Source organism: Pedobacter frigidisoli (assembly GCF_032678525.1).
Lineage (GTDB): Bacteria > Bacteroidota > Bacteroidia > Sphingobacteriales > Sphingobacteriaceae > Pedobacter > Pedobacter frigidisoli_A.
In genome coordinates, this window is record NZ_JAVTSE010000002.1 from 791,952 (window position 1) to 816,592 (window position 24,641).

Consider the following 24,641-nt stretch of genomic DNA (forward strand, 5'->3'; position numbering starts at 1 on the left):
AGCATTTTTTGTAGTATTACCGTATACAAAACTATTGCTTACAACATGCCTAAACTCCGTTTGACCACACAGCGAGAATCTATTTTCAACAACGAGGTGATCTCGAAATTTGAACTTTTTAATAGTCTTTTTTTAACCCTCCCGTTTTATAAGATTAAGGATACCGGAACTTTACTCCCCCTATTTTTCAAAAGCTGTGAAGACGGTATTGCAAACGGACAGAAGCCTGCTCAGATTATAGAAGAGTTTTTCGCCAAGTTCACAAGTTACACGGAACGTAAGGATATTATCGATCTGCTTTTCCGATTCATTCAGTATATCGAACGTCAGGTAGTGCTTTTCGACGCGGTTGAAGATGCATCTTTTACTAAGCTCAACACCACAGATGAGCAAAGTACGCTGGCATTCATTCTGAAAAAAAATGCCGATAATAAGCCAATGTTGGCTAAAATTGAAAAGCTGATCGATGAACTATCACTTCGTTTGGTTTTAACCGCTCATCCTACACAGTTTTATCCTGGTAGCGTTTTGGCGATCATAACTGATCTAACTAAAGCAATTCGCGATAATGATATCACTTCAATGAATTCATTATTACAGCAACTTGGTAAAACGCCTTTTTTTAATAAGAAATCGCCAACCCCTGTTGATGAAGCACTTAACCTGGCCTGGTTTTTAGAAAATACCTTCTATTTCGCTGCGGCGAATATTCAGGAGGAAATTGACCAAAACCTTGACGAATATAACTTAGAAACAAAAAAAATACTTGAACTGGGCTTTTGGCCGGGTGGTGACAGAGATGGAAATCCAAACATTCATCCTGAAACAACACTTGAAGTTTCCAAGATGCTCCGCCAAATTCTTTTCCGTTGCTATTATCGCGATTTTAGGGTAATAAAGCGAAGAATAACCTTCAGAGGTGTTGAAGAAAATCTGGCTTACTTACACGATGTTTTGTATAAAAATGCTTTCGATCAAACTTGTGAATTAACCGATATATCTGAAGATCTCAGAGAGAATCTGAATAAAATCAAAGATACTTTACTTAATGAACATGATGGGCTGTTTGTTGATTTGGTGAATGATTTGATCCGCAAGATAGACCTCTATGGGAACTATTTTGCCTCTCTTGATATTCGTCAGGATAGCCGCGTGCTTAGAAACGTTCATGCCTATTGTCGTCAGAATAAACCCATTTCTTCTTTATACCCGGCTGACTATGACGAATTAGCAGAGGCAGAGAAACTAAAACTGATCTCATTTAAAGAAGCAACACCTGTTTATGCTACAGAAGGGGATGCACTGATTGAAGATACCTTACAAACCATAAAAGAAATTAAAGGAATACAAAAACGCAATGGTCAGAAAGCTTGCCACAGGTTTATTATCAGTAACTGCCAGCAGGCAAGTGATATCCTTCAGCTGATTGAGCTGTTCCTTTGGAACGGCTGGAGTAAAGATTCTCTGACAATCGATTTTGTGCCACTGTTTGAAACAGTAAACGATCTAAAAGGTGCTGCCGCAATTATGGAAACCCTTTATAGTAACCCCTTTTACAAAGCGCATTTGGCCACCCGGGGCAACAAGCAGGATATTATGCTGGGTTATTCGGATAGTACAAAGGATGGAGGTTACCTGATGGCCAACTGGTCCATTTTCAACGGTAAAACATCACTTTCTGAAGTAGCCAAAAAACACAACATTCAACTCGCATTCTTTGATGGCAGAGGAGGACCACCTTCACGCGGGGGCGGAAAAACACACCGTTTTTATGCCTCAATGGGTAAAGAAATTGCGAATAAAAATATTCAATTAACCGTTCAGGGACAAACCATTAGCTCTCAGTACGGGTCTGTAGAAAGTGCCGAATTTAACATTGAGCAGCTCATCAATGCTGGAATATCTTCCGGCCTTAAGGAAAAGCATAATGTACTTCTGGATCCTGAGAATAAGTCGCTGCTTGATGAAATGGCAGAAGACGGCTATAAGGCCTTTGTGGATTTGCGTGAGCACCCGTTATTCGTAAGTTATCTGGAAAAACTTTCGCCACTGAAATTACTCTCACAGGCTAATATAAGTAGCAGACCCGTAAAGAGGAATGGTGGCGGCGAACTCAAACTAGAGGACCTGAGAGCCATTAGTTTTGTCACAGCCTGGAGTATGCTAAAGCAAAATGTGCCGGGATTCTATGGAATGGGCACTGCGCTTAAAAACCAGGAGAACGCAGGTAACTGGGATAAGGTAGTAAAAGTATATGATGACTCAGATTACCTTAAAACCATCGTAGATAATTGTATGATGAGCATGAGTAAGTCAGACTTCGTAATTACGGCGCATTTGGCTAACGACAAAGAGTTTGGTGCTTTCTGGACTCAGTTACATAATGAATTCGAGTTAACGAAAGAGATGCTCTTAAAGTTATCAGGTCAGCCTGTATTAATGGCCAACTATCCTGTCGATAAAAAATCTATTGCCACACGCGAGAAAATTATTTTGCCATTAGTCCTGATCCAGCATTTTGCATTAGAGAAGTTGCAACACGATCACGATGATAAAGTTCAGCAGGCTTTAGAAAAACTAGCCGTTAGAACGGTATTCGGTATTGTGAATGCAGGCCGTAACCTGGCTTAAATATCAAAAATAAAGCCCTCTCAGACACATTCTGAGGGGGCTTTAATATTTCAATTAACCTGATTAAAGAGAATTATCTGTCAATCGAACCCATTACTTTCTGACCGAAGGCATTTAGCGCGTCTTTCTCAGCAGCGCCTTCACTCACCATTTGATGTACTTCAAGCGCGCCACAAATGTTGGTAATCATTTCGCCCGCAACATCAACCTCGTGCTCGCTCACGCCTCTAAACTCACAAAAGGCTTCTAAAACTTCTAAAGTGGTCTCCAGTTGTGCAGGAGTAGTATTCTGAAATAATTGTCTGATAACCGGAATCTTCATTACTTTATTTTATTAAATAATTCTACTAAACCTTCAGCCTTGTTGGTTTGCACCTGATCAACCAGATTTCCACCTTCAAATGCAGCAAAAGTCGGTAAATTATCAACGTTTGCGAATTTGCGTGAATTCGGAAGTTTCTCTGCATCAACGATTAGGAAAGCTACATCCTCATTTTCTGAAGCCAGTTTTTTAAACTTTGGTTTCATGATTCTGCAGTTACCACACCATGATGCAGCATACTGAACCATAACTTTCGAATGGTCGGCTAAATACTGTTGAAGATTATCTTCTGTTAATTCTAAAAACATAATGTTTTATTTAATTAGTTGGCAGCTAAATATTCTGCTACACCAGTTCTGTTTGCATTCATTGCTTCTTTGCCTTCTTCCCAGTTTGCAGGGCAAACTTCACCATGCTTCTGAACGTGAGCATAAGCATCAATTAAACGTAAATATTCTTTAACGTTTCTACCCAATGGCATATCGTTAACACTTTCGTGGAATACTTTACCTGTTTCATCGATTAAATAAGTGGCTCTGAAAGTTACGTTCGAGCCAGAGAAAGATTCGTTTCCCTCTTCGTCATAATTAACTTCCTGATCTAATATATCTAAAATACCAGAAAGCTGTCTGTGTGTATCAGCTAAGATAGGATAGGTTACGCCTTCAATACCACCATTATCCTTTGGTGTATTTAACCATGCAAAATGAACTTCATTTGTATCGCAGGAAGCACCAATTACAATGGTATTTCTTTGCTCAAACTCAGGCAAAGCAGCCTGGAAAGCGTGCAATTCTGTAGGACAAACGAAAGTAAAATCTTTTGGATACCAGAATAACAATACTTTTTTATTTTTGCTTACAGCTTCTTCAAATACATTGATTTTCAAGTCATCACCCATGTCTGACATTGCATCAATACTAACACTCGGGAATTTTTTACCTACTATTGCCATAATTTTTTGTCTTTAATTTTGTGCGACAAAGGTACGGTGAAATCACCAGTCAATCAAACGCAGATGACTAATAGTTAATTGTATTTATTGATATAGATATAGTTAAAAACTATAATTTTTGAAATAATTATCGTTGTCATAAATATTTAATTTTTCTTACGCCCTACTCAATCATGCTCACCAACTGATAAATAGGTTTTTGCTTTTTCAAATCAGAATTCATTTTTTAACTTTGATGTTTCGGAATTAACATAACATTTAATACTATAATGGCAAAAGCATCTGAAGTAAAAGGTGGAAACGTTCTTCGTTTTAACGGAGAGTTGGTAAGTGTTGAAGAGTATATTCACCGGACCCCTGGAAATTTAAGGGCGTTCTACCAAGCCCGCATGCGTAATGTGAAAACAGGGAAAATTGTAGAATATCGTTTTCGTACAGATGAAGAAGTAACGATTTGCAGGGTAGAAACCAACGATTATCAGTATTTGTACGAAGATGGTGATTATCTGGTGGTAATGGATAACAACACTTTCGAACAATACAATATTCCAAAATTACTCTTCGGAAGCTCAATTAAGTTTCTAAAAGAAGGAATGAATGTTACCATCGCTTTCGAAAGTGATGAACCAATCGTTGCCCAGTTACCCAACAGCGTTGAATTGGAAATCACTTATACAGAACCAGCTGTGAAAGGAGATACTTCCACCAGCGCACAAAAATATGCAACTGTTGAAACTGGAGCAGAAATCAGGGTTCCCTTATTTATTAATCAGGGCGACAAGGTTAAGGTTGATACCAAAACCGGTGATTATATGGAACGGGTAAAGTGACCTTAATCCCTTAGTCCTTACCGGCATAGGTTTTTGTTAAAATAATTTTACCTTTGCCGTCACAAAAAAAAGAAAACAAATCCAAATCAGGATCAAATAATATGGCTAAAGCATCAGAAATTAAAACAGGTAACATTCTTCGTGTAAATAACGAATTGGTTACTGTTGACGAATGGAATCACCGTACACCAGGTAAAGGCGGCGCTTTTTATACTGGTAAATTCCGAAATATTAAAACAGGTAGAATTGTTGAAGCACGTATGAATACCGACGAGGCTGTTGAAATCTGCCGTGTAGAAACCAACGACTATCAATACTTATATGAAGATGGAGACTATTTGGTTGTAATGGACAATAACTCTTACGAGCAATATAATGTCGAAAAATCTTTATTTGGTTCAGCAATTAAATTCTTAAAAGAAGGAATGAGTGTGATCGTTTCAATGGAGAGCGATGAGGCAATTATGGGTCAGTTACCAAACTTTGCTGAGTTCGAAATTACCTATTCTGAACCAGCGGTTAAAGGCGATACCTCTACAAATGCGCTAAAAGCAGCAACTCTTGAAAATGGTGTTGAAGTGAAAGTTCCGATGTTCGTGAATCAGGGTGATAAAATTAAAATTGATACCCGCACGGGAGAGTACGTTGAGCGCGTAAAATAGCACATAAAATGAACATCAAGCCCTGCATTGCGGGGCTTTTTGTTTTAAACGGGTTTTTAAAAATAGCGTACCAGCGCTTCATTTACTTAGTTGATACCATGTTAAAATCAGCAATCAGGAAACAGGCATTAAAAGAAAGATTGGCCGTTAGCGATAAAGAGTATGAATTACTAAGCAAAAGCTTGCTGGACCAGTTTACTGGTCTGGATTTTAGCGATATAAAAACACTCCACATATTTTTGCCTATTAGAGAGAAAAGAGAGCCGGATACATTTCTACTGATTAAATGGTTGACTGAAGTTCATCCAGAAATTAAAATTATTGTTCCAAAAGCAGATTTTGAAACCGCTTTAATGACTCACCATGAATATCTGGGAGCAGGTGATCTACAAAAAAGCCTTTATAGCATATTAGAGCCACAAAATGGTAAAGTACATAGTGGAGAAGTTGATCTGGTATTTGTTCCCTTACTGGCGTTTGACGAAAGAGGCTACAGGGTAGGCTATGGAAAAGGCTTTTACGACCGATTTTTAGAAAATACAAATGCTCGGAAAATAGGTTTATCTTTGTTGCCTGCAATTGAAAAAATTGATGATGTAAATGAATACGACATCCGTTTGGATTTTTGCATCACACCGACAGAAATTATTAAATTTTAGCAATCATGGCGAACGAAATCGTTATCAAAACAGAAAAACAATACGAAGACAATATGATTGCTCTGTTCGAATTGCAGGAAAAGGAAGAGCTAACACCGGCCGATTTAAAGCAAATTGAGTTGATGTTAAAGGCCGGTGAAAAATACGAGGCAGAAAACCTTTAATCCAGTTCCAGTAAAACCGGACAGTGATCTGAATGGATCGCATCAGGTAAAATCCTGACGTTTTTCAAGCGGCTTTCCATAGGTCGTGTGGCTAAATGATAGTCGATTCGCCAGCCCAGGTTCTTTCCTCTCGATCCGGCCCGGTAACTCCACCACGTATAATGATGAGGATCTTTGTTAAAATGACGAAAGGTGTCGATAAAACCATTGTCTAAAAACAGCTGCATCCATTCCCGCTCTTCAGGCAAAAAACCTGATGAATTGGCATTCGATTTAGGATTATGGATATCAATGGCAGTATGGCAGATATTATAGTCGCCACTCACAATGAGATTCGGGATTTCCTTGCGTAACTCACCTATATAGTTGTTGAAAAACCGCATAAAATCATATTTCTTTACCTGTCTTTCGTCACCACTTGAACCTGAAGGCATATATAAACTCATCAAAGAAAAATCGCCGAAATCGGCCCTTAAAATCCTTCCTTCTTTATCTATCCATTCTTCTCCACAACCATATTCTACATGAATAGGTTTGATTCTCGTAAGAATCGCCACGCCACTATATCCCTTTTTTTCAGCAGGAAACCAATAATGATGGTAACCTAGCTGCTCTATTAAAGCAATTATTTCAGGAATTTGCACAGGCAAGGCTTTCACCTCCTGCAAGCATACCATGTCTGCATCCGTGGCTTGTAACCATCCGAAAAAATTTTTTGTACTGGCTGCCCGAATGCCATTAACGTTGTATGAGATGATTTTCATGAGTTGCAAAAATACAATAAAACGAAGAAGACTTTAAAGCCTTTTGCATAACCATTTAGATTATAAGGAATCTGAAGTTACCGATTTTTCAAGTTTCCTGGCTTCCCGTTTCTTTAAAATGGTCACCTCCATTTTAACATCCTGTTTAGGCCTGTTATTTTTGTCGGTAGTCAGTACTGCAATTTTATCCACCATATCCAACCCTGAAATAATCTCGCCGAAAATAGTGTAGTTCCGGTCTAAATGGGGTGTACCACCAATGGTTTTATAAACAAGTCTTTGCCATTCGGGTATCTTAAACTTCAGACGCTTTTCCTCAACACTATTTAATTGTTCGTCATTAAAAACCTTTCCCTGCACCAGGTAAAACTGGCTTCCACTCGATGCTTTTGAAGGATTTACCATATCACCTTCTCTGGCGGCGGCAAGCACACCCTTTTTATGGAAGAGGCTGTCTCTGAATTCTGCAGGGATGGTATATTTAGGCCCCCCTTCGCCCAGCAAACTATCAGGTTTTGCATTTCTTGAATCAGGATCTCCGCCCTGGATCATAAAATCTTTAATCACCCGGTGAAATAAAGTACCGTTAAAATAACCATCTTTTGTCAGCTTTAAAAAGTTATCGCGGTGCAGAGGCGTTTCATTATACAGCTTGATAATACATTCACCAAATTCAGTTTTAATCCTGATATATTGATTTTTTGGCTTTACAGCAAATGCTGAAAGGGTGGCAAATAATCCAAGCAGCAGGAATAATTTCTTCATCTGGTATAGGTTTACGGCTAAATTACCTTAAAAAATGAAATTCAATAAATAAAAGCCAATGTTATTCGGTTTTTTTTGCTTTACCTTTGTATTGATGAAGTTAAAACAAAAAATAGCACTTTCTTTAGCCGTACTTTATACGGTAAGTGTTATGGGTTTTGCTTTAAGTTTGCATTTCTGTGGTGGTAAACTGGAAAACGTCAAACTATTCAGCGATGCTGTTTCCTGCAAATTCTGTAAAGATATTCCTGCTGAAAAGAAAGACGACGGTTGCTGTAAAAATACGCAGGTAACGGTAAAAGTAAAAGACAGCCACCAGGTTGAAGCTAAGATTGAAATGCCTAAGCTGTTTTCAATTCAGCTTTTTCTTCATCCGCAGGTGATCACTTTTAGTGATTTAAAATCAGGTTTCTTTAATAAAATAAGCAACAAAGCACCTCCGCTCAGGCTTGGTGTCGCACTGTACGTTTTCAATTGTATTTTCAGGAATTAGGATAATCAATAAACCTTAAATGGTGTATAACATCCCTTAGGAAAAGTTTATTTCTTAAATTCTAATTTCAAAAATCATGAAAACAATAAAATTATTCAGCATTATTATGCTTCTTTTTGCCGTAAACGTTTCGGCGCAACAAATTTCAACAGCCGATTTACAGGTTACCGGTTTAACTTGTTCCATGTGTTCAAATGCAACACAAAAATCTCTTGAAACACTCGGCTTCATCAATTCAGTAAAACCCGACTTAAACAAAAACATCTTTGTCCTGACCTTTAAAAAAGGTGCCGACATTAACCTTGATATGGTTCGTAAAAAAGTTCAGGATGCAGGTTTTTCAGTAGGAGGACTAACGGCTGAGTTTACTTTTAATCAGGTTAAAGTAGATGATAAAGGCCAGGCTATTGTTGACGGTAATGTGTATCGTTTTGTAAATGCTAAAAATAAAACGCTAAACGGAACAGTAAAGGCATCTGTAGTTGATAAAGATTTTATCTCAGGGTCTGCATTTAAAAAACAATCTGCAACCGTAAACTCTGATGCTTATTCAAGTGGTGTAGCTGTTGTTAATGGTAAGAAAACCCGTGTTTTTCACTTAGTTCTTTCTTAAAAAATGAAGAAATTACTATTTGCAGTACTGGTTTTGGCCGGTACAGTGTGTCATGTTGTAGCCCAGGAATTATATGTGTTTACAGAGCCGGCAAGCAATATGCCAACCAAATCCATTGGGGTTAGGCTAACCAACGAAGGTATGTTTAACAATCCTGATTTTGTAAGCAGAACAATCCCTGAAGTGATGTTTGGTTTCAATAAAAACCTCATGGCGCATGCACAGGCTTTTCTTTCAGATATGGATGAAAAATATCGCCTGGAAGGAGGAAGCTTATATGCCAAATATAGGTTTTTATCAATAGATGAAGCGCATAGTCATTTCAGGGCTTCAGCTTTTGGAAGGGTAAGTACAAGTAAGCGGCCAACCTACACGAGAGATATTAATCTCGAAGGAGATAACAGTGGTGCACAGGGAGGTTTGATTTTTACGCAATTGCTGCATAAACTGGCACTTTCTGCTACGCTTGGCTATGCTCATGCTTTCAAGGATAATGAAAGTCAGATTGCAGGAATGCCCCGGCCCAATAACATGTTATCCTACAGCCTGTCTTCAGGATATTTGCTTTTCCCCCTGGTGTACAAAAATTACAAGGAGCCGAATTTTAATATCTATTTTGAGATGCTGGGTAAGACCGATCCTTCCTCTGGCCAGTCATACCTGGATTTAGCTCCGGCACTTCAGCTGATTTTAAACAGCACAACAAGGATTGATCTTGGGTATCGTTTCCAGGCTACCGGAAATATGGTAAACAGATACACCAAAAATATGTACCTTTTAAGGGCAGAATTTAACTTTTTTAATGCTTTAAAATAATTTATAATATGAAAAAAATAATAGTAATGATAGCTGTGATTGCTATCTCAATGACTAAAACAACATTTGCACAAAGTAAAACTGATGCAGCTTTTAACCAACTGCTTGCGGCTTATTACGATGTAAAAAATGCACTGGCTGCCGACAAACAGGATGTAGCAAAAGAAAAAGCAAATGCACTTTCTGGCAAGGTTGATGCTATACAACATAAAGACCTTCCTGCTGCCCAACATACGTTATGGATGGAGCAATCAAAAATTATCAAGACAAAGGCGAGCGAATTGGCTGCCGGAAAGGATATCAAAGCACAGCGAAAATCTTTTGAACTACTTTCTTCGGCAATGATTAAAACCGTTAGAAACATCAAATTTAATAATGCTACGGTGTATGTTCAGCATTGCCCGATGGTAAAAGCCAGCTGGTTAAATGAGAAGGAAAACATTGAAAATCCATATTATGGAAGCATGATGTTTGATTGTGGTGATGTGGCAGAAACGATAAAATCAAAATAATGAAACTGCATATCAAAAACATGGTATGCAACCGCTGCAAAATGGTGGTCAAAGCCGAGCTTCAAAAACTCGGCTTTAACCCTGTTTCTGTTGATTTAGGTGAAGTTACGCTGCAAGAGAATATTTTATTAGCGGATAAACTGATCATCGGAAATCAGTTGAAAATATTTGGTTTTGAGCTGTTGGAAGATAAACGGGCGCAGATTTCGGAACAGATAAAAACTTCCGTTATCGATCTTGTGCATTACTCGAAAGAGCCCCTGAAAATCAATCTTTCGGCTTATCTGAGTAATCTGCTTAATCTGGAATACCCACAATTAAGTACTATCTTTTCAGAAGTCGAAAGTCAGACAATCGAAAAGTATTTCATCGCTCAAAAAATAGAGCGGGTTAAAGAAATGCTTACATACGGGGAACTCACTTTAAGTGAAATTGCCTTTGAACTCAATTATAGCAGTGTCGCCCATCTATCTTCGCAATTTAAAAAAGTTACCGGCTTAACCCCATCTGTCTATAAAAATTTAAATCACCGTAAACCCCTGGATGAAGTTTAACTTATCATGAGCTACAACCCGGCCGGAGAATCCGTTTTCTTATCATAAATCAAGACTTAACCTCATTTGGCAGTGTAATTTTGTGATTCAAACTTCTTGACCATGTCAGCATTATCACAGTTCAAAAACTTTACACAACGTCTGCCACAAACCGATTTAATGCCAGCCATTTTTATCGGTCATGGCTCCCCGATGAATGGTATTGAGAACAATGAGTTTAGCCAGAGTTGGGCGGATTTGGCGATGCACATTCCGGTTCCTAAAGCAGTTCTGGTTGTCTCAGCTCACTGGTATACACGCGGTACTTTTGTCACAGCAATGGATTTCCCCTCAACCATTCATGATTTTGGGGGCTTTCCGCAAGCACTCTTTGATGTGCAGTATCCTGCACCGGGAGATGCAAAACTCGCCGCTGAAATACCTGATCTCATGCACGTCGTCAATGTCGGGTTAGATCACGACTGGGGTCTGGATCATGGAACCTGGACTGTTGTAAGACATATGTATCCTGAAGCAAATATCCCGGTTCTCCAGTTAAGTATAGATTATACGAAAGCGCCGGAACAACACTACGAAATTGCAAAAGAAATTTATGCCCTTCGCAAAAAAGGTATTTTGGTTATTGGCAGCGGAAACATGGTGCACAACCTGCGCATGCTCAGCTGGGAAATGATCAATGGCGGAGGCTATGATTGGGCTAACGAAATGAATGGGAAATTTAAAAACCTGATCATGAACGGCGACCATAAGCCCTTAATTAATTATAGAAGTTTAGGTGCTGAAGCAATGCTTGCTGTTCCAACTCCGGAACATTATTTGCCCCTGATTTATACCTTAGGAATGAAAAATGAAAGGGAAGAAATTTCATTCTTCAATGATAAAGCGGTAGGCGGCTCGTTAACCATGACTTCGGTTTTGGTAGGATAGTGGCGTAATTTGCCCCCCTTATTAAATTCACTACGTTTTTCGCATACCTAAAATTATGTAATATTTTATGATTATTCTATAACGGTATTCGTGTGTTGAACAGGTATTTTTGTTTAAAATTTTTATGATGACACATACCTATCAACTTACAGGCATGACCTGCAGTGGTTGCGAAAATAAAGTTAAAAATAACTTACTCATCTTGCCCGATGTAACCTCTGTGGAGGTTTCCAAAGAAAATAATTCCGCTACCATTGGCATGGATAAGCACGTTGGTTTAGCGGCTTTGCAAAAAGCGCTTGGCGGAAATGACAGTAAATATCAGATTACTGAAACAGCTCATTACGAGGTACAGGATGAAACCAGATCGTGGGTACAAACCTACAAGCCAATTTTATTGATTTTTGGTTACGTAACGGCAATATCGTTAATGTTTGCGTGGCAAAACAACACCTTGAATGCCATGGTGTTTATGCGGGTATTTATGGCTGGCTTTTTCCTCGTATTCTCTTTTTTTAAAATGCTTAATCTAAAGGCGTTTGCCGAAAGTTATGCCATGTATGATATTGTGGCTAAAAAATTTAGCGCATGGGGTTATGTTTACGCATTCATTGAACTGGGTTTAGGCTTAGGTTTCGCATTTAACTTATCGCCGGTAATCTTAAACTGGGTAACATTGGTTGTAATGACTGTAAGTATTCTGGGCGTTTTGGAGAGCGTAATCAATAAAAAGAAAATTCAATGCGCCTGTTTAGGTGCAGTGTTTAATTTACCAATGAGTACGGTTACCATTGTAGAAGATGCAATAATGATAGCCATGAGTGCAGCCATGCTGATAGTGATGTAAATCAGGATATTATCATTACTAAATCTATTTCTGCTTCTGATATTAGTTGTTTATAGTAGTTGTAATATGTGCAAGATGATGTTTACCATGCCAGGCATACATTCCCAGCATATTTGCCAAAGTAAGTTCTTTACCCTGTGCCGGATGGATGTACCTTCTTTGATAATCTTCCAGCTTCAGTGTTTTTAGAAAAGTTACCCATCGCTGGTGTAAAGCACTTAATAAGGCAACAGACATTTCAATGTTACCGTTTTTTGCTTCGTCTGTTTCAGCCCAGCGCTCCTCATGGTAAGGTCTTATAACGGGTATATCTTCCGTTATGGCTTGCTTAAACCTGATATAGGCGTTCATATGGCTATCGGGAATATGGTGTATAACCTGTCTTAATGTCCAGCCCCCCGGGCGATAAGGCTGATCTAATTCCGCGTCACTTAAATTTTCAGTCGCTTCTTTGATTTCACCAGGTAAAGCTTCAATTTCCGAAATCCAGGTTTCTACCTGCTGCTGATCAAAAAGATCAGGCATTATAAACTGGCCGGTTGGGTATTTAAGTTGTTCTAAATCCATGTAAGCAATGTACTCATTTTATGAAAAAATAGTACTTAATGTATCATTGCAGCGGTTAATTTTAGTTAAAATGAATGTGTTTCATTAAAAATTCATGCATTTAAAGCATATTGCAGTTAATTTAAACTACGCTAAATGAAGATACTGTTTTTTGCTTTTGCATTCCTGCTTCCTTTACTCACTCGTGCGCAAACCATTAAAACAGATGTATTAATTTTAGGCAACGGAAATGCCGCCTTTGCTGCAGGTGTACAGGCATCTGAGTCGGGTGTAAATTCGATTGTTTTAACACAAAGCGATGGGTTTAAAATAGATGAATATAGAAAACTTACGCAAAGCGGGGTAACCAAAGCTTTTGATAAAAGAGCCAGAAAATCTTTAAAACTGGCAGATAGTATTCCGCTTCCCCTAATAACCAGTCAGATTTTCAACGCAGTGGTTAAAACTTGGTCGGATAGTTCTAAGCTTTTTGATGTGATTAATAATACTCCGGTAACTGAAATTGAGCGCTCAGGAAGCGGGTGGGAAGCAAAGATTAATAAAGACAGAAGCATTAAGGCAAAGGTTTTGATTATAACTGATCACCCTGAACAAATTTATGCTGCTTTGAAAGTACAAACTTTAAAGCCTGCACAAATAATAAAGGTTAATTATCAGGAAAATGCTTACCGGACTTCTATTGGTGCCATAAGCGGAAGTTTAAAATTTCTTTCACTTTATAATTTACTCATCCCAAATCAGGAAAATATTTTATACATCAATGCTGATGCTTTCGAAACAGGTCAGGCAGCTGGTGCAACAGCTGCTTATGCAGCTTTTTTTCAAACCAAAACAAGTTTATCAAACCTCAAACGAATACAAGGTGAATTATTAAGTTATAAACTATCTTTAATGCCTTTTGATGATGTTAAAACTGCTGATTCAAGCTGGCTGGCCATTCAGAAGGTCGGTGTTACAGGAATTTTGAAGGCAGAAACCAAAAATGAAAAGCTGTATTTTAATCCTGAAATAAAAGTTACTGATGAGGAAATTAAGCAGCCTATAAAAGATTACTACTATAAAGCACAGATTTGGTTCGATGATCACCAAAATGTTCCCATGAATCTGGAAAATACAATCTCTATGGTTTGCTATGTTGGTAATAAAGCGCCTGAGGCGACTAAATCAGAAATCGAAAGAAAATGGAGTAAAAACTACAGGTTCAATTCTAAATTCGATTTGAATAAGATACTAACACGCAGAGAGTTTTCGGTGATTATAAACGAGTATTTAAAACCATTTGATGTAGTTAATGTAGATAGAACAGGAAGGGTAATCAGATAACTAACTGCTTGTAACATTTCCATTTCCTTCATGATTTAGTTTCTGCATTGTCTAAATTGCATTATCCAAACCAATGTTCATGAAGAAATCTTTACTTTTCCTATTGCTCTGCACGGGCAGCTATACCTTTGCGCAGCAAATATCTCCGCTTACTGTCGAAAAAATCATGCGTGATCCAAAGTGGATGGGAAATTCGCCAACAAATTTCAGATGGACAGCGGATAGTAAAACTTTATACTTTAACTGGAATCCCGAAAATAAGGCCAAAGAAGAATTATATAAAATCTCTACAGTTTCGTCCAGTCCATTAAAGGCTGCCGAGAAGGAAGATGAGAAGCTTCTGAGCTTAAATTATGTTTATAACAAGGATAAATCACTCGGACTGGTTGAAAAAAGCGGAGACATCTACATCCGTGACATTAAAAGCAAAAAGGAGACAAGGTTGACCAATACTATGGAAAGAGAAAGTAGCCCTGCTTTCTTAACCAACGGAGATGTGATATATCAGCTTGGTGACAATCTTTTTCAATTGAGCCCGAAAACTGCTGAGACTAAACAGTTAACCAATTTTGTAAAAGGTAAAGCCCCCGGAAGGACCATTTCAAAACCAGCCACTGAACAGGATAACTGGCTAAAGGCGCAACAGACTGAATTGTTTGATATCATAAAAAAGAGGAATGCTGAAACACGTAGTGCAGGACGTGGCGGCAGGGGTCGTTTCGGAGCTCAGACTGCGGATTCAAAACCGCTTAAACCACTGTATACAGACGATAAGTTTTTAAATGGAATAGTAATCAGTCCTGATGGCCGGTTTATAACCTATAAACTTACAACTGCGGCTATCGGCAATCATAATACTATTGTACCAAATTATGTAACCGCTTCTGGTTACACAGAAGACATTGCGGGAAGGACAAAGGTTGGTGAGAATGAAAACCTTTCTCAGGGATTTATTTACGATACCGTAAAGGATTCTGTTTACAGCATTCAAACATCAACCATCACCGGAATAAAGGACATCCCGGAATTCTATAAAGATTATCCAAAGGAATTAGACAGTTTAAAAAAGAAGAATGCTGATAGACCCGTTAATTTTTTCGGTCCTTTATGGAATGAGAAAGGTACAACAGCTGTAGTAATTGCAACTTCTCTCGATAACAAAGACCGCTGGATTTTAAAGCTTGACGCTGCCACGGGTAAATTTAACCTCATCGACAGGCAGCATGATGAAGCTTGGATTGGTGGCCCCGGAATTAGTGGTTTTTACCAGGGAAGTACAGGCTGGATTGACAATAACCGCTTTTATTATCAAAGTGAGGCGTCCGGGTATTCGCATTTGTATGTCGCAGACGTAGCCAGCGGAGAGAAAAAGCAACTTACTTCAGGTAAATGGGAAGTTCAAACACTGGAGCTTTCCAAAGACAAAAACTATTTCTATTTCAAAGCCAATAAGGAACACCCCGGAATTATCAATTTCTTTAAGATTAGTGTAAATGGGGGTGAAATCATTCAACTCACTAGCATGAAGGGGTTGAGCGATATAACCCTTTCGCCTGATGAAAAATATATCGCCATCAGCTATTCGTATATGAACAAGCCCGGCGAACTTTATCTTCAGCCAAATAAGGCTGGCGCAAAGGCCCTTAAAATAACAACCTCCACATCTGCAGAATTTAATTCTTATCAATGGCGTGAGCCGGATCTGGTTTCCTTTAAAAACCGCTACGGGGCCGATGTTTATGCTAGGGTTTATAAATCTGCTCACCCCGCTGCCAGCCACCCTGCAGTGGTATTCGTACATGGAGCTGGCTACCTGCAGAATGTTCACTTCGGCTGGAGCACTTACTTCAGGGAATTTATGTTCAATAACCTGCTCGCAGATAATGGATACACGGTAATAGATATTGATTATACCGCCAGTTCTGGTTATGGAAGAGATCATCGAACCGGTATTTATCGTTTTATGGGCGGAAAGGATTTAACCGATCAGGTTGATGGGGTGAAGTTTCTGGTAGAGAAGTATAGTGTAAATCCTAAGCACGTGGGCTTATATGGAGGCTCGTACGGAGGTTTCATTACCTTAATGGCTATGTTTAACGAATCAGATGTTTTCGCCAGTGGAGCAGCCTTACGCTCGGTTACCGACTGGGCACACTACAATCATGGATATACATCTAATATTCTGAACGAGCCTTTCAACGACCCTATTGCCTATAAAAAAAGTTCACCCATATATTTTGCTGATAAATTAAAAGGCAATCTGCTCATGGCGCATGGAATGGTGGATGTTAATGTTCACTTTCAGGATATCGTTCGCCTCACGCAGCGCTTTATTGAACTTGGTAAAAATAATTGGGAGCTCGCAGTTTACCCGGTAGAGGATCATGGTTTTGTTGAGCCAGCCAGCTGGACTGATGAATATAAACGAATTTTTAATCTGTTTGAGAAAACACTGAAATAACAATGATCAACCCTGCTGATCACCATCAGCAGGGCTTCTGGAAATCCTGATGATAAAAAGTTAAGGGCAAAAGAAATGCCTTTGGGAACCACTCCAAAGGCATAATCAACCTAAACCTCAAACTAAACTATGAAAAAATCTTTTGCCTTTTACAGCTATATATTCAATTCCGCATAAACGGAAAATATTGTTGTTTCTAAACGATGAAATAATTAATATTTGTTTCTCGTTTTGGTGGTGCAAAGGTAAGAACAATTTATCAATTACAAAATATTTTTAATAAAATATTTTTATAATACAAATGAATGACAAATGTAAGTCTGTGTAGACATCATCAATCCGTAACAATTTACTTATAGTCAGCTATTTGTAGTTGCACATCACAGAAATCATACTCGAGAATTTGATTCGAACCGATAATAGTTAGCCTTTCTTTCGTAAATTTTTCCATGAGTTCACGATACCAGGTGATTCCCTGTACATCTAAATTGCTCGTCGGTTCATCCAGAAATAATATAGGAGAATCGGAGCAACAGGCTAAAGCAAGTTTGGTTCTCTGCTTCATTCCTGATGAGAAATATTTGATTTGTTTGTTCGCAGCCTTTTCCAGTCCTAAAATGGAAATAAGCGATTTTGAATCTACGCCATCCGCAAATGACTTGAATTTAAAGTGAAAGTCAATGATCTCCTTAAGTGTAAAGGTTTCGACGAGTTCAAGATATGGAGCTGCTAAACTGATGTATTGGTAGACCTCTTCCACAGGTAAATCTTTACCATTATAGAAGGATATATTTCCCTCTGAAGGGACTAAACTGCCTGTTAAAATACTTAATAAGGTCGATTTTCCTGAGCCATTAGGGCCCAAGATCGCATAGCTGATCCCCGAAGTAAACACTGTTGTTAAAGATCTGAAAATCCACTCTTTATTGAATCTGCGACCCACATTGTTCAAAGCTATTTCCATCCTTCGCGCAGCCGCTACAATTAACTACCCATTCCAAAACCTTTCATTACCCCTCTGTTTGAGTTCCGGATGAAATCAACAATCTCATCACGTATCTCAGTCGGTTTAAATTCCGCTTCTATCATATCCAATGCTTTGGTTACATTATTGTGCTTCACAAATAACACCCGGTAAATTTCCTGGATTTCATCAATTTGCTCGTTTGTAAAACCTCGCCTGCGCAAACCAACTGAGTTGATCCCTGCATATGAAAGGGGTTCACGGGCAGCCTTAACATACGGGGGGACATCTTTACGCACCAATGAACCACCAGTTACAAAAGCATATGAACCAACTTTTACAAACTGATGTATCGCAACCAAACCGGCAAGTACCACATTATTGCCAATGGTGATGTGCCCCGCAAGGGTAGTGCTGTTTGAAAATATACAGTTGTTACCAACTTCACAATCGTGCGCAATATGCGAATAAGCCTGAATCAGACAATTACTGCCTATAACCGTTTTCCACTTGTCTTTAGTTCCACGGTTAATGGTAACACACTCACGAATGGTCGTATTGTCGCCAATTTCTGCAGTAGTTACTTCGCCGGCAAATTTCAAATCCTGAGGTTCACCAGAGATCACAGCTCCGGGGAAAATACGGCAGTTTTTACCAATGCGTGCACCATCCATAATGGTAACATTTGAGCCAATCCAGGTACCTTCGCCAATTACAACGTCTTTATGTATCACTACAAAAGGTTCAATAACTACGTTTTCGGCTATTTTTGCCTGGGGATGTATATATGCTAATGGTTGTATCATTATTGGGCTGGTTCTGCTTGTTTAACTTTTGAAATTTGAGCCATCATTTCGGCTTCTACTACGATTTTTTCACCAACCATGCCCACGCCTTTCATTTGGGCAATACCCCTCCTGATCGGTTCAAGTAAGTCGCAACGGAAAACAATCGTGTCACCTGGTAACACCTGCGCCCGGAATCGCACATTATCTATTTTTAAGAAATAAGTAAGGTAATTTTCAGGATCCGGAACAGTGCATAAAACTAAAATCCCACCTACCTGAGCCATAGCCTCAATTTGAATTACTCCTGGGAAAACAGGTGCCCCAGGAAAATGCCCCTTGAAAAATTCCTCGTTCATGGTAACGTTTTTAACGCCCACAACATGGTTTTTTGATAATTCAAGGATCTTGTCAACAAATAGAAATGGCTGACGGTGAGGTAATATTTCCATGATCTTCACCACGTCGAAAAGTGGTTTGGCACTTGGATCGTAAACCTTCTGTATTTTTTTATTCTTCTCTTTTTTGATAGCAGCTTTTATTTTCTTAGCAAAGGCAACATTCGCTGCATGACCCGGACGGGCAGCCATAATGTGACCTTTCAGGTGCATACCAACCAGTGCCAGATCTCCAATCATATCCAGCAATTTATGTCTTGCAGGCTCATTCTGGTAACGCAGCTCCATATTGTTTAAAATTCCCTGAGGGGCAACGTCAATATCTGCACGGTTAAATAGTTTGGCCAAATGACTCAGTTCAGCCTTCGTTACCTCCTTATCAACAATAACAATGGCATTGTTTAAATCACCGCCTTTAATCAGGTTATGCTGTAATTGATACTCCAGTTCGTGTAGAAAGCAAAAAGTACGGCATGAAGCAATCTCTTTTTTAAACTCAGCAATGGTATTAATTCCCGCATGCTGACTCCCAAGTACAGGCGAGTTATAATCAATCATGCACGTAAAACGGTAGTCATCTAATGGCATCGCCACAATCTCTACCTTTCTGTCGGCCTCCGTATACGTAATGTTATGTGGGATAGTGAAGTATTCGCGATCCGCATTTTGTTCAATCGAACCAACTTCTTCCAGTAAATCAATAAACTGAATCGAACTGCCATCCATAATTGGCGTTTCAGGCCCGTCAAGTTTGATCAAAACATTGTCCAGATCCATACCAACTAACGAAGCCATCACATGCTCTACGGTACTTACACTTGCTCCATTCTGGGTAATGGTGGTCCCTCTTGAAGTATCAGTTACGTTATCTGCATCGGCATCGATGATCGGATGCCCATCTAAATCAACACGTTGAAATTTAAAACCATGGTTTTCTGGTGCAGGGCAAAAGGTAAGGGTAACATTAGCTCCGGTGTGTAAACCAACTCCAGAGGCTGATATTTCTTTTTTAATCGTTTTTTGTCTAACGTTCATTATGTAATGTGTTCTTTTCCAGTTCAGCAGTTAGCTTTTTCAGTTCTTCTTCGAGCGTATTTATTCTTTTCTCAATAGCAGGCAAATGCTTGAAAATAACCGATGCACGCATCCAGTTACGCAAAGGTTGGGCTGGACTACCATGCCATTGCTTATCTTCTTCAGTAATATTAAAATTTATGCCCGCCTGCGCACCAATCTGGGTTCCTTTAGCCAGCGTTAAGTGGCCTGCAATGCCTACCTGGCCTCCAACAACACTGTTCGGACCAATTTTAGTACTGCCCGATATGCCTGATTGCGCAGCAAGTACAGTGTTCTCACCAATCTCCACATTATGTGCAATCTGAATAAGATTATCGATTTTAGCCCCTTTTTTTACAATCGTAGAGCCCATTGTGGCCCTGTCAACTGTTGTGTTAGCCCCAATCTCAACATCGTCCTCTATAATAACATTGCCAATCTGAGGGATCTTATTGTATGTCCCGTCTTTCTGGGGTGCAAAGCCAAAACCATCACTTCCGATCACCGTATTCGAGTGTACAGTAACCCGGTTTCCAATGATTGAATTATGATATACCTTAACACCTGGAAAAAAGGTGCTGTTGTCCCCAACCTTCGAGTTTGCACCTACAAAGGTTTGTGCATTAAGCCGGCAGCCATCTCCAATAATTACACCCTCAGCTACATAGGCAAAAGCATCTATAAATACATTTTTGCCAATCTTGGCACTCGGATGAACAAAAGCAAGTTTATCTATACCTGATTGCGCTGCCTGTGCATTCATCGCCTCATTGTATTTATCAAGCAATATCGTAAAGGAACTGTAAGGATTGTCAACACGAATCAGCGTGCTGGTGTAAGATTGGGTAGGAGCAAAGTCTTTTGATACAATTACTACAGATGCCTCAGTAGAGTATAAAAAGTTCTCATACTTAGGATTGGAAAGGAAAGACAAAGAGCCTTCTTTTCCATCTTCTATTTTAGAAAGTTCGGTAACGGCGACTTCTGGGTTGCCATCAATGGAACCATCTAAAAACTCGCTTATCTGCTTTGCAGTAAATTGCATCGTACAAAGGTATATGTTAAATTGATATGAACAAAAAAACCTGCGAAGGTTAAGCCTTGTATATTTTACACAATAGTAAGACTTAAAACGGCAGCAAAAGTCAAATATTTTGTTAAAATTGTTTAAATCCCCCTCGGGTAGCACAGAATGTACTTCTCAACCGTTTTTTGAAGTGATTCCAGATTGGATAAGTCCGATGCCTTTGCAATATCAACAATGTCATTATTTTTCATTAAAATCTTAATGTTTCCTACGCCGGCATTATATGCCCTGTTTTGTATCGCATTGGTAAAAACGAAATAACGGGCTTCCTCGGCTTTAATTTCTAATATGTTAACAGCAGCATCCTTTAAGAAATCGACACGGTCTTGACTTGCCATTTCATTGCCCATTTCTACCTTATAAAGATTTCTCGAGGTAAGCATTTGGCAAAGGGTCGCAAGAATTTTGTCAGCATGATTCACCCATACCTTTACAGCAGCATAAATATCCTGATCATCAAGATTAGTAAAATGTTCCAGGTTTTGATGGTTTAAAAAGAAATTATCCTGGTTGATGTCGTTTTTTAAAAAATAGCTTAAAGATGGGGATGCAAATAAATCTGCTCCCAGCACCGTCAGTTCCTTCGCACGCTCCAATAACTTTACCAGGATCATTTCTCCCGAGATTACCGTTTTATGAAGATAAACCTGCCAGTACATCAAACGTCTGGCAATCAGAAATTTCTCAATCGAATAAATCCCTTTCTCATCGATTACTAAATTGTCATCGTAAACATTAAACATTTTGATGATGCGGTCAAAACTGATTACACCCTCACTAACCCCGGTAAAAAAGCTGTCCCGGTTCAAATAGTCCATCCGGTCCAGATCCAGCTGCCCAGATATCAACTGATGAAGGAATTTCTTCGGATAGGTACCGTTAAATACTTCGATAGCATGGGTTAACTTTCCATCAAAATGAGCATTCAGATCGTGCATTAGCTTCAATGAAATATCTTCGTGCCTGATTCCGGTAACCAGAGAATGTTCCAGCGCATGAGAAAAAGGACCGTGGCCAATATCGTGCAGTAAAATAGCCAGTGTGGCCGCCTCCTCTTCGCCATCTGTAATTTGATGTCCCTTGCTTCTCAGCACCTCAATCGCCAGGCTCATTAGGTGCATGGCTCCCAAAGCATGATGAAATCGGGTGTGCAAGGCTCCAGGATAAACCAGATGCGTCATTCCAAGCTGCTTAATGTAACGCAGACGCTGAAAGTACGGGTGCGAAATCACATCGTACACTAGTGCTGAGGGAATGTTAATGAAACCGTAAACCGGATCATTTATTATTTTCTTCTTATTCAATCGTTAAAAATAGTTAAATAGATAGATACGGTACAAAAATTGCTATTTTTATTGACAGTTTGATTTAACTACCCAAATTAAAAGGTAGTTCATACCTATTATAAAAAACATGCAAGAAACAAAGATATTGTGGGCCGATGACGAAATCGACTTACTTAAACCACATATATTATTATTGAATGACAAAGGTTACAATGTAACTACGTTCACAAATGGAAATGATGCCCTCGAAGCTTTTGGTAAAGCGCATTTCGATTTAGTTTTCCTCGATGAAAACATGCCGGGCATGAGTGGAATTGAAACCTTATCGGCAATTAAAAACCTCAATCCCGATGTTCCTGTTGTCCTCATCACCAAAAGTGAAGAAGAAAATTTAATGGAAGATGCTATTGGTAGTAAAATTGATGACTATCTCATCAAACCTGTTAATCCAAAACAGGTATTATTAACCATCAAAAAATTGATTGATAACAAACGCCTGGTAAGTGAAAAAACTTCTATGGCTTATCAGCAGGAATTTCGCCGACTGGGTATGACCCTTAGTGATCGCCTCAATTACGAGGAGTGGATCGACATGTACAAAAAAATCGTTTTCTGGGAACTGGAACTCGAAAAACTAGACGACTCTCAGATGCATGAAATTTTAACCATGCAAAAACAGGAGGCAAACACGCAGTTTTCCAAGTTTATAGAAGAGAATTACCTCGACTGGATTAAAAATAAAGACACCGCACCCTTACTTTCCAATGAACTGCTAAAGAAAAAAGCATTCCCGCATATTAACGATACTACTCCGGTATTTTTTATTCTGATCGATAACCTCCGGTATGATCAGTGGAAAATAATTAATCCGCTGATTTCTGAATATTTCAGAATTGAAGAGGAAGACATGTATACAAGTATTTTGCCTACGGCAACACAGTATGCCCGAAACTCAATCTTCTCTGGTCTGATGCCTTTGGATATGGAAAAACGCTTTCCTCAATTGTGGCAGAATGATGATGATGAAGGTGGCAAAAACATGCACGAAGAAGCTTTTCTGGCCGATAACATCAAACGCAGTTTAAGAAAAGACTGCAAGTTCAGTTACAATAAGATTTTAACTTTTGAACAAGGAAAGGAACTGGTTGAACAAACACATCAGCTGTTAAAAAATGATTTTAACGCCATCGTTTTCAATTTCGTCGACATGCTGAGCCATGCCCGTACAGATATGCAAATGATCCGCGAACTGGCAAATGATGATGCCGCTTACCGCTCCTTAACACTATCATGGTTTGAACATTCTCCGCTTTGGGATCTGCTAAAGAAAATTTCGCAGAAACAGGTTAAAGTAGTCATCACAACGGATCACGGAACCATAAGGGTTAAAAAAGCAGTAAAGGTGATTGGCGACCGCGCCACAAATACAAACCTGAGATATAAACAGGGTAGAAACCTTAATTTTAATGCGAAAGAAGTGTTTTTAATTAAAAACCCGCACGATGCATTATTGCCTAAAATAAACATCAGTAGCAGCTACATTTTTGCCAGGGAGGATAGTTACTTTGTATACCCAAATAATTATAATCAGTTTGTGAACTATTATAACGAAACTTTTCAGCACGGCGGAATTTCACTGGAAGAAATGATTATTCCCGTTGTAACCTATTCTCCGAGATAGTTACCGCTATTCATGAATAGCTAAGGCGAAAAATATGGCAAAAGCGATGCAATTATGTATTACTTTTGCCATTATTATTTTAACAATGGAAATAACTGTCAGTCTTTTGTCCGATCTGCCTCTTGTTGCCCGGCAGCTCGTTGCTTTCGCCGGTAACGAAAAAATTTTCATTTTCGAAGGCGATATGGGCGCCGGCAAAACCACTTTCATAAAGGAATTCTGTAGAATGCTGGGGGTACAGGATGTGGTATCAAGCCCTACATATTCTATTGTGAATGAGTATGTGGGTGAAAAAGGTTCGGTTTACCATTTCGATTTCTATAGAATAAAGCACATTCAGGAGGCTTTTGATTTGGGTTACGAAGAATACTTCTATGGCGATGGAATATGTTTAATTGAATGGCCGGAAAAAGTAGCTGAATTATTACCCGATCATTTCGTAAAAGTTAAAATCAACATTCTTGATGATAACAAAAGATTGTTCAACTTCTTAAGGCATAACATTTAATTCTCAATTAA

The 24,641-nt window shown here is 39.0% G+C and carries 27 protein-coding genes; 16 read left to right on the forward strand and 11 right to left on the reverse strand.

Annotated features, from left to right (window positions below; genetic code table 11):
- The first annotated feature begins 45 nt into the window (after window positions 1-45).
- The gene (locus R2Q80_RS08450) at window positions 46-2,631 is read left to right on the forward strand and encodes a phosphoenolpyruvate carboxylase (protein WP_316799175.1); all 2,586 of its coding nucleotides are present in this window, start codon (window positions 46-48) and stop codon (window positions 2,629-2,631) included.
- 73 nt (window positions 2,632-2,704) lie between these two features.
- Here the strand turns inward: R2Q80_RS08450 and R2Q80_RS08455 are convergent, their stop codons facing one another.
- Genes R2Q80_RS08455 through R2Q80_RS08465 form a run of 3 tightly spaced genes read right to left on the reverse strand, consistent with a single transcriptional unit; the run spans window position 2,705 to window position 3,908 of the window.
- Window positions 2,705-2,953, reverse strand: coding sequence for a DUF6952 family protein (locus R2Q80_RS08455; protein WP_010599336.1), 249 nt, complete (start codon window positions 2,951-2,953; stop codon window positions 2,705-2,707).
- Window positions 2,953-3,261, reverse strand: a complete 309-nt coding sequence (locus R2Q80_RS08460) for a thioredoxin family protein (protein ID WP_047799682.1) — start codon at window positions 3,259-3,261, stop codon at window positions 2,953-2,955. The genes R2Q80_RS08455 and R2Q80_RS08460 overlap by 1 nt, the downstream gene beginning before the upstream one ends.
- A 14-nt stretch (window positions 3,262-3,275) precedes the next feature.
- A complete protein-coding gene (locus R2Q80_RS08465) occupies window positions 3,276-3,908 on the reverse strand; it encodes a peroxiredoxin (RefSeq protein ID WP_316799176.1) in 633 nt (210 codons plus the stop codon).
- A 269-nt stretch (window positions 3,909-4,177) separates the two neighbouring features.
- Here R2Q80_RS08465 and efp (R2Q80_RS08470) point away from each other — a divergent pair, with 269 nt between their 5' ends.
- The 4 genes from efp (R2Q80_RS08470) to R2Q80_RS08485 all read left to right on the forward strand — a co-directional run bounded on the left by efp (R2Q80_RS08470) (window position 4,178) and on the right by R2Q80_RS08485 (window position 6,223).
- On the forward strand, window positions 4,178-4,738 hold the full coding sequence (efp, locus tag R2Q80_RS08470; RefSeq protein ID WP_047799680.1) for an elongation factor P: 561 nt from the start codon (window positions 4,178-4,180) through the stop codon (window positions 4,736-4,738).
- A 101-nt stretch (window positions 4,739-4,839) separates the two neighbouring features.
- A complete protein-coding gene (efp, locus tag R2Q80_RS08475) occupies window positions 4,840-5,400 on the forward strand; it encodes an elongation factor P (RefSeq protein ID WP_047799679.1) in 561 nt (186 codons plus the stop codon).
- A gap of 98 nt (window positions 5,401-5,498) precedes the next feature.
- On the forward strand, window positions 5,499-6,059 hold the full coding sequence (locus R2Q80_RS08480) for a 5-formyltetrahydrofolate cyclo-ligase (protein ID WP_316799177.1): 561 nt from the start codon (window positions 5,499-5,501) through the stop codon (window positions 6,057-6,059).
- A gap of 5 nt (window positions 6,060-6,064) precedes the next feature.
- Window positions 6,065-6,223 carry a hypothetical protein gene (locus R2Q80_RS08485; protein ID WP_316799178.1) on the forward strand — a complete coding sequence of 53 codons (159 nt, stop codon included), beginning with the start codon at window positions 6,065-6,067 and terminating at the stop codon, window positions 6,221-6,223.
- On the opposite strand, the gene R2Q80_RS08490 is transcribed toward R2Q80_RS08485, so the two are convergent.
- Window positions 6,220-6,987 carry an exodeoxyribonuclease III gene (locus tag R2Q80_RS08490; protein WP_316799179.1) on the reverse strand — a complete coding sequence of 256 codons (768 nt, stop codon included), beginning with the start codon at window positions 6,985-6,987 and terminating at the stop codon, window positions 6,220-6,222. The two genes, R2Q80_RS08485 and R2Q80_RS08490, sit on opposite strands and share 4 nt — an antisense overlap.
- A gap of 60 nt (window positions 6,988-7,047) precedes the next feature.
- Entirely contained in the window at window positions 7,048-7,752 is a 705-nt protein-coding gene (locus tag R2Q80_RS08495) for a peptidylprolyl isomerase (RefSeq protein WP_316799180.1), read from the reverse strand.
- A 94-nt stretch (window positions 7,753-7,846) separates the two neighbouring features.
- Here R2Q80_RS08495 and R2Q80_RS08500 point away from each other — a divergent pair, with 94 nt between their 5' ends.
- The 7 genes from R2Q80_RS08500 (at window position 7,847) to R2Q80_RS08530 (ending at window position 12,514) form a co-directional block, all read left to right on the forward strand.
- Window positions 7,847-8,245, forward strand: a complete 399-nt coding sequence (locus R2Q80_RS08500) for an HYC_CC_PP family protein (protein WP_316799181.1) — start codon at window positions 7,847-7,849, stop codon at window positions 8,243-8,245.
- A 76-nt stretch (window positions 8,246-8,321) separates the two neighbouring features.
- A complete protein-coding gene (locus tag R2Q80_RS08505; RefSeq protein ID WP_316799182.1) occupies window positions 8,322-8,858 on the forward strand; it encodes a heavy-metal-associated domain-containing protein in 537 nt (178 codons plus the stop codon).
- A gap of 3 nt (window positions 8,859-8,861) precedes the next feature.
- Window positions 8,862-9,674 carry a hypothetical protein gene (locus R2Q80_RS08510; protein ID WP_316799183.1) on the forward strand — a complete coding sequence of 271 codons (813 nt, stop codon included), beginning with the start codon at window positions 8,862-8,864 and terminating at the stop codon, window positions 9,672-9,674.
- Between the two features lie 8 nt (window positions 9,675-9,682).
- Window positions 9,683-10,186 carry a DUF3347 domain-containing protein gene (locus tag R2Q80_RS08515; protein WP_316799184.1) on the forward strand — a complete coding sequence of 168 codons (504 nt, stop codon included), beginning with the start codon at window positions 9,683-9,685 and terminating at the stop codon, window positions 10,184-10,186.
- A complete protein-coding gene (locus R2Q80_RS08520) occupies window positions 10,186-10,740 on the forward strand; it encodes a helix-turn-helix domain-containing protein (protein ID WP_316799185.1) in 555 nt (184 codons plus the stop codon). Before R2Q80_RS08515 ends, R2Q80_RS08520 begins: the two co-directional genes overlap by 1 nt.
- A 102-nt stretch (window positions 10,741-10,842) precedes the next feature.
- The gene (ygiD, locus tag R2Q80_RS08525; RefSeq protein WP_316799186.1) at window positions 10,843-11,667 is read left to right on the forward strand and encodes a 4,5-DOPA dioxygenase extradiol; all 825 of its coding nucleotides are present in this window, start codon (window positions 10,843-10,845) and stop codon (window positions 11,665-11,667) included.
- A gap of 124 nt (window positions 11,668-11,791) precedes the next feature.
- Complete coding sequence (locus tag R2Q80_RS08530; RefSeq protein ID WP_316799187.1) at window positions 11,792-12,514, forward strand: heavy-metal-associated domain-containing protein; 723 nt, start codon at window positions 11,792-11,794, stop codon at window positions 12,512-12,514.
- A gap of 42 nt (window positions 12,515-12,556) precedes the next feature.
- Here R2Q80_RS08530 and R2Q80_RS08535 read toward each other — a convergent pair whose 3' ends face one another.
- Window positions 12,557-13,081 carry a YfiT family bacillithiol transferase gene (locus R2Q80_RS08535; RefSeq protein WP_316799188.1) on the reverse strand — a complete coding sequence of 175 codons (525 nt, stop codon included), beginning with the start codon at window positions 13,079-13,081 and terminating at the stop codon, window positions 12,557-12,559.
- A 135-nt stretch (window positions 13,082-13,216) separates the two neighbouring features.
- On the opposite strand from R2Q80_RS08535, the gene R2Q80_RS08540 reads away from it, so the two are divergent.
- A complete protein-coding gene (locus tag R2Q80_RS08540) occupies window positions 13,217-14,404 on the forward strand; it encodes a hypothetical protein (RefSeq protein ID WP_316799189.1) in 1,188 nt (395 codons plus the stop codon).
- 79 nt (window positions 14,405-14,483) lie between these two features.
- Window positions 14,484-16,865: a prolyl oligopeptidase family serine peptidase gene (locus R2Q80_RS08545; protein ID WP_316799190.1), complete on the forward strand. Its 2,382-nt coding sequence runs from the start codon at window positions 14,484-14,486 to the stop codon at window positions 16,863-16,865.
- 349 nt (window positions 16,866-17,214) lie between these two features.
- Here the strand turns inward: R2Q80_RS08545 and R2Q80_RS08550 are convergent, their stop codons facing one another.
- The 5 genes from R2Q80_RS08550 to R2Q80_RS08570 all read right to left on the reverse strand — a co-directional run bounded on the left by R2Q80_RS08550 (window position 17,215) and on the right by R2Q80_RS08570 (window position 22,459).
- Window positions 17,215-17,829, reverse strand: a complete 615-nt coding sequence (locus R2Q80_RS08550; protein ID WP_316799191.1) for an ABC transporter ATP-binding protein — start codon at window positions 17,827-17,829, stop codon at window positions 17,215-17,217.
- A 20-nt stretch (window positions 17,830-17,849) separates the two neighbouring features.
- A complete protein-coding gene (gene lpxA / locus R2Q80_RS08555) occupies window positions 17,850-18,635 on the reverse strand; it encodes an acyl-ACP--UDP-N-acetylglucosamine O-acyltransferase (RefSeq protein ID WP_010599175.1) in 786 nt (261 codons plus the stop codon).
- Complete coding sequence (locus R2Q80_RS08560) at window positions 18,635-20,047, reverse strand: bifunctional UDP-3-O-[3-hydroxymyristoyl] N-acetylglucosamine deacetylase/3-hydroxyacyl-ACP dehydratase (protein WP_047799665.1); 1,413 nt, start codon at window positions 20,045-20,047, stop codon at window positions 18,635-18,637. Before R2Q80_RS08560 ends, lpxA begins: the two co-directional genes overlap by 1 nt.
- Window positions 20,037-21,113, reverse strand: a complete 1,077-nt coding sequence (lpxD, locus tag R2Q80_RS08565) for a UDP-3-O-(3-hydroxymyristoyl)glucosamine N-acyltransferase (protein ID WP_316799192.1) — start codon at window positions 21,111-21,113, stop codon at window positions 20,037-20,039. The genes R2Q80_RS08560 and lpxD overlap by 11 nt, the downstream gene beginning before the upstream one ends.
- A gap of 122 nt (window positions 21,114-21,235) precedes the next feature.
- Window positions 21,236-22,459 carry an HD domain-containing protein gene (locus R2Q80_RS08570; protein ID WP_316799193.1) on the reverse strand — a complete coding sequence of 408 codons (1,224 nt, stop codon included), beginning with the start codon at window positions 22,457-22,459 and terminating at the stop codon, window positions 21,236-21,238.
- A gap of 109 nt (window positions 22,460-22,568) precedes the next feature.
- Between R2Q80_RS08570 and R2Q80_RS08575 the strand changes: the two genes are divergently transcribed.
- Both R2Q80_RS08575 and tsaE read left to right on the forward strand, forming a co-directional pair.
- Entirely contained in the window at window positions 22,569-24,122 is a 1,554-nt protein-coding gene (locus R2Q80_RS08575; RefSeq protein WP_316799194.1) for a PglZ domain-containing protein, read from the forward strand.
- A gap of 85 nt (window positions 24,123-24,207) precedes the next feature.
- Window positions 24,208-24,630, forward strand: a complete 423-nt coding sequence (gene tsaE / locus R2Q80_RS08580; protein WP_316799195.1) for a tRNA (adenosine(37)-N6)-threonylcarbamoyltransferase complex ATPase subunit type 1 TsaE — start codon at window positions 24,208-24,210, stop codon at window positions 24,628-24,630.
- Window positions 24,631-24,641: the final 11 nt, after the last annotated feature.

What these genes read in the sequence shown, in the direction of transcription:
- R2Q80_RS08450 (WP_316799175.1), top strand. Translation starts at nt 46, where the DNA reads ATGCCTAAACTCCGTTTGACCACACAGCGAGAATCTATTTTCAACAAC.
- R2Q80_RS08455 (WP_010599336.1), bottom strand. Translation starts at nt 2,953, where the DNA reads ATGAAGATTCCGGTTATCAGACAATTATTTCAGAATACTACTCCTGCA.
- R2Q80_RS08460 (WP_047799682.1), bottom strand. Translation starts at nt 3,261, where the DNA reads ATGTTTTTAGAATTAACAGAAGATAATCTTCAACAGTATTTAGCCGAC.
- R2Q80_RS08465 (WP_316799176.1), bottom strand. Translation starts at nt 3,908, where the DNA reads ATGGCAATAGTAGGTAAAAAATTCCCGAGTGTTAGTATTGATGCAATG.
- efp (WP_047799680.1), top strand. Translation starts at nt 4,178, where the DNA reads ATGGCAAAAGCATCTGAAGTAAAAGGTGGAAACGTTCTTCGTTTTAAC.
- efp (WP_047799679.1), top strand. Translation starts at nt 4,840, where the DNA reads ATGGCTAAAGCATCAGAAATTAAAACAGGTAACATTCTTCGTGTAAAT.
- R2Q80_RS08480 (WP_316799177.1), top strand. Translation starts at nt 5,499, where the DNA reads ATGTTAAAATCAGCAATCAGGAAACAGGCATTAAAAGAAAGATTGGCC.
- R2Q80_RS08485 (WP_316799178.1), top strand. Translation starts at nt 6,065, where the DNA reads ATGGCGAACGAAATCGTTATCAAAACAGAAAAACAATACGAAGACAAT.
- R2Q80_RS08490 (WP_316799179.1), bottom strand. Translation starts at nt 6,987, where the DNA reads ATGAAAATCATCTCATACAACGTTAATGGCATTCGGGCAGCCAGTACA.
- R2Q80_RS08495 (WP_316799180.1), bottom strand. Translation starts at nt 7,752, where the DNA reads ATGAAGAAATTATTCCTGCTGCTTGGATTATTTGCCACCCTTTCAGCA.
- R2Q80_RS08500 (WP_316799181.1), top strand. Translation starts at nt 7,847, where the DNA reads ATGAAGTTAAAACAAAAAATAGCACTTTCTTTAGCCGTACTTTATACG.
- R2Q80_RS08505 (WP_316799182.1), top strand. Translation starts at nt 8,322, where the DNA reads ATGAAAACAATAAAATTATTCAGCATTATTATGCTTCTTTTTGCCGTA.
- R2Q80_RS08510 (WP_316799183.1), top strand. Translation starts at nt 8,862, where the DNA reads ATGAAGAAATTACTATTTGCAGTACTGGTTTTGGCCGGTACAGTGTGT.
- R2Q80_RS08515 (WP_316799184.1), top strand. Translation starts at nt 9,683, where the DNA reads ATGAAAAAAATAATAGTAATGATAGCTGTGATTGCTATCTCAATGACT.
- R2Q80_RS08520 (WP_316799185.1), top strand. Translation starts at nt 10,186, where the DNA reads ATGAAACTGCATATCAAAAACATGGTATGCAACCGCTGCAAAATGGTG.
- ygiD (WP_316799186.1), top strand. Translation starts at nt 10,843, where the DNA reads ATGTCAGCATTATCACAGTTCAAAAACTTTACACAACGTCTGCCACAA.
- R2Q80_RS08530 (WP_316799187.1), top strand. Translation starts at nt 11,792, where the DNA reads ATGATGACACATACCTATCAACTTACAGGCATGACCTGCAGTGGTTGC.
- R2Q80_RS08535 (WP_316799188.1), bottom strand. Translation starts at nt 13,081, where the DNA reads ATGGATTTAGAACAACTTAAATACCCAACCGGCCAGTTTATAATGCCT.
- R2Q80_RS08540 (WP_316799189.1), top strand. Translation starts at nt 13,217, where the DNA reads ATGAAGATACTGTTTTTTGCTTTTGCATTCCTGCTTCCTTTACTCACT.
- R2Q80_RS08545 (WP_316799190.1), top strand. Translation starts at nt 14,484, where the DNA reads ATGAAGAAATCTTTACTTTTCCTATTGCTCTGCACGGGCAGCTATACC.
- R2Q80_RS08550 (WP_316799191.1), bottom strand. Translation starts at nt 17,829, where the DNA reads ATGGAAATAGCTTTGAACAATGTGGGTCGCAGATTCAATAAAGAGTGG.
- lpxA (WP_010599175.1), bottom strand. Translation starts at nt 18,635, where the DNA reads ATGATACAACCATTAGCATATATACATCCCCAGGCAAAAATAGCCGAA.
- R2Q80_RS08560 (WP_047799665.1), bottom strand. Translation starts at nt 20,047, where the DNA reads ATGAACGTTAGACAAAAAACGATTAAAAAAGAAATATCAGCCTCTGGA.
- lpxD (WP_316799192.1), bottom strand. Translation starts at nt 21,113, where the DNA reads ATGCAATTTACTGCAAAGCAGATAAGCGAGTTTTTAGATGGTTCCATT.
- R2Q80_RS08575 (WP_316799194.1), top strand. Translation starts at nt 22,569, where the DNA reads ATGCAAGAAACAAAGATATTGTGGGCCGATGACGAAATCGACTTACTT.
- tsaE (WP_316799195.1), top strand. Translation starts at nt 24,208, where the DNA reads ATGGAAATAACTGTCAGTCTTTTGTCCGATCTGCCTCTTGTTGCCCGG.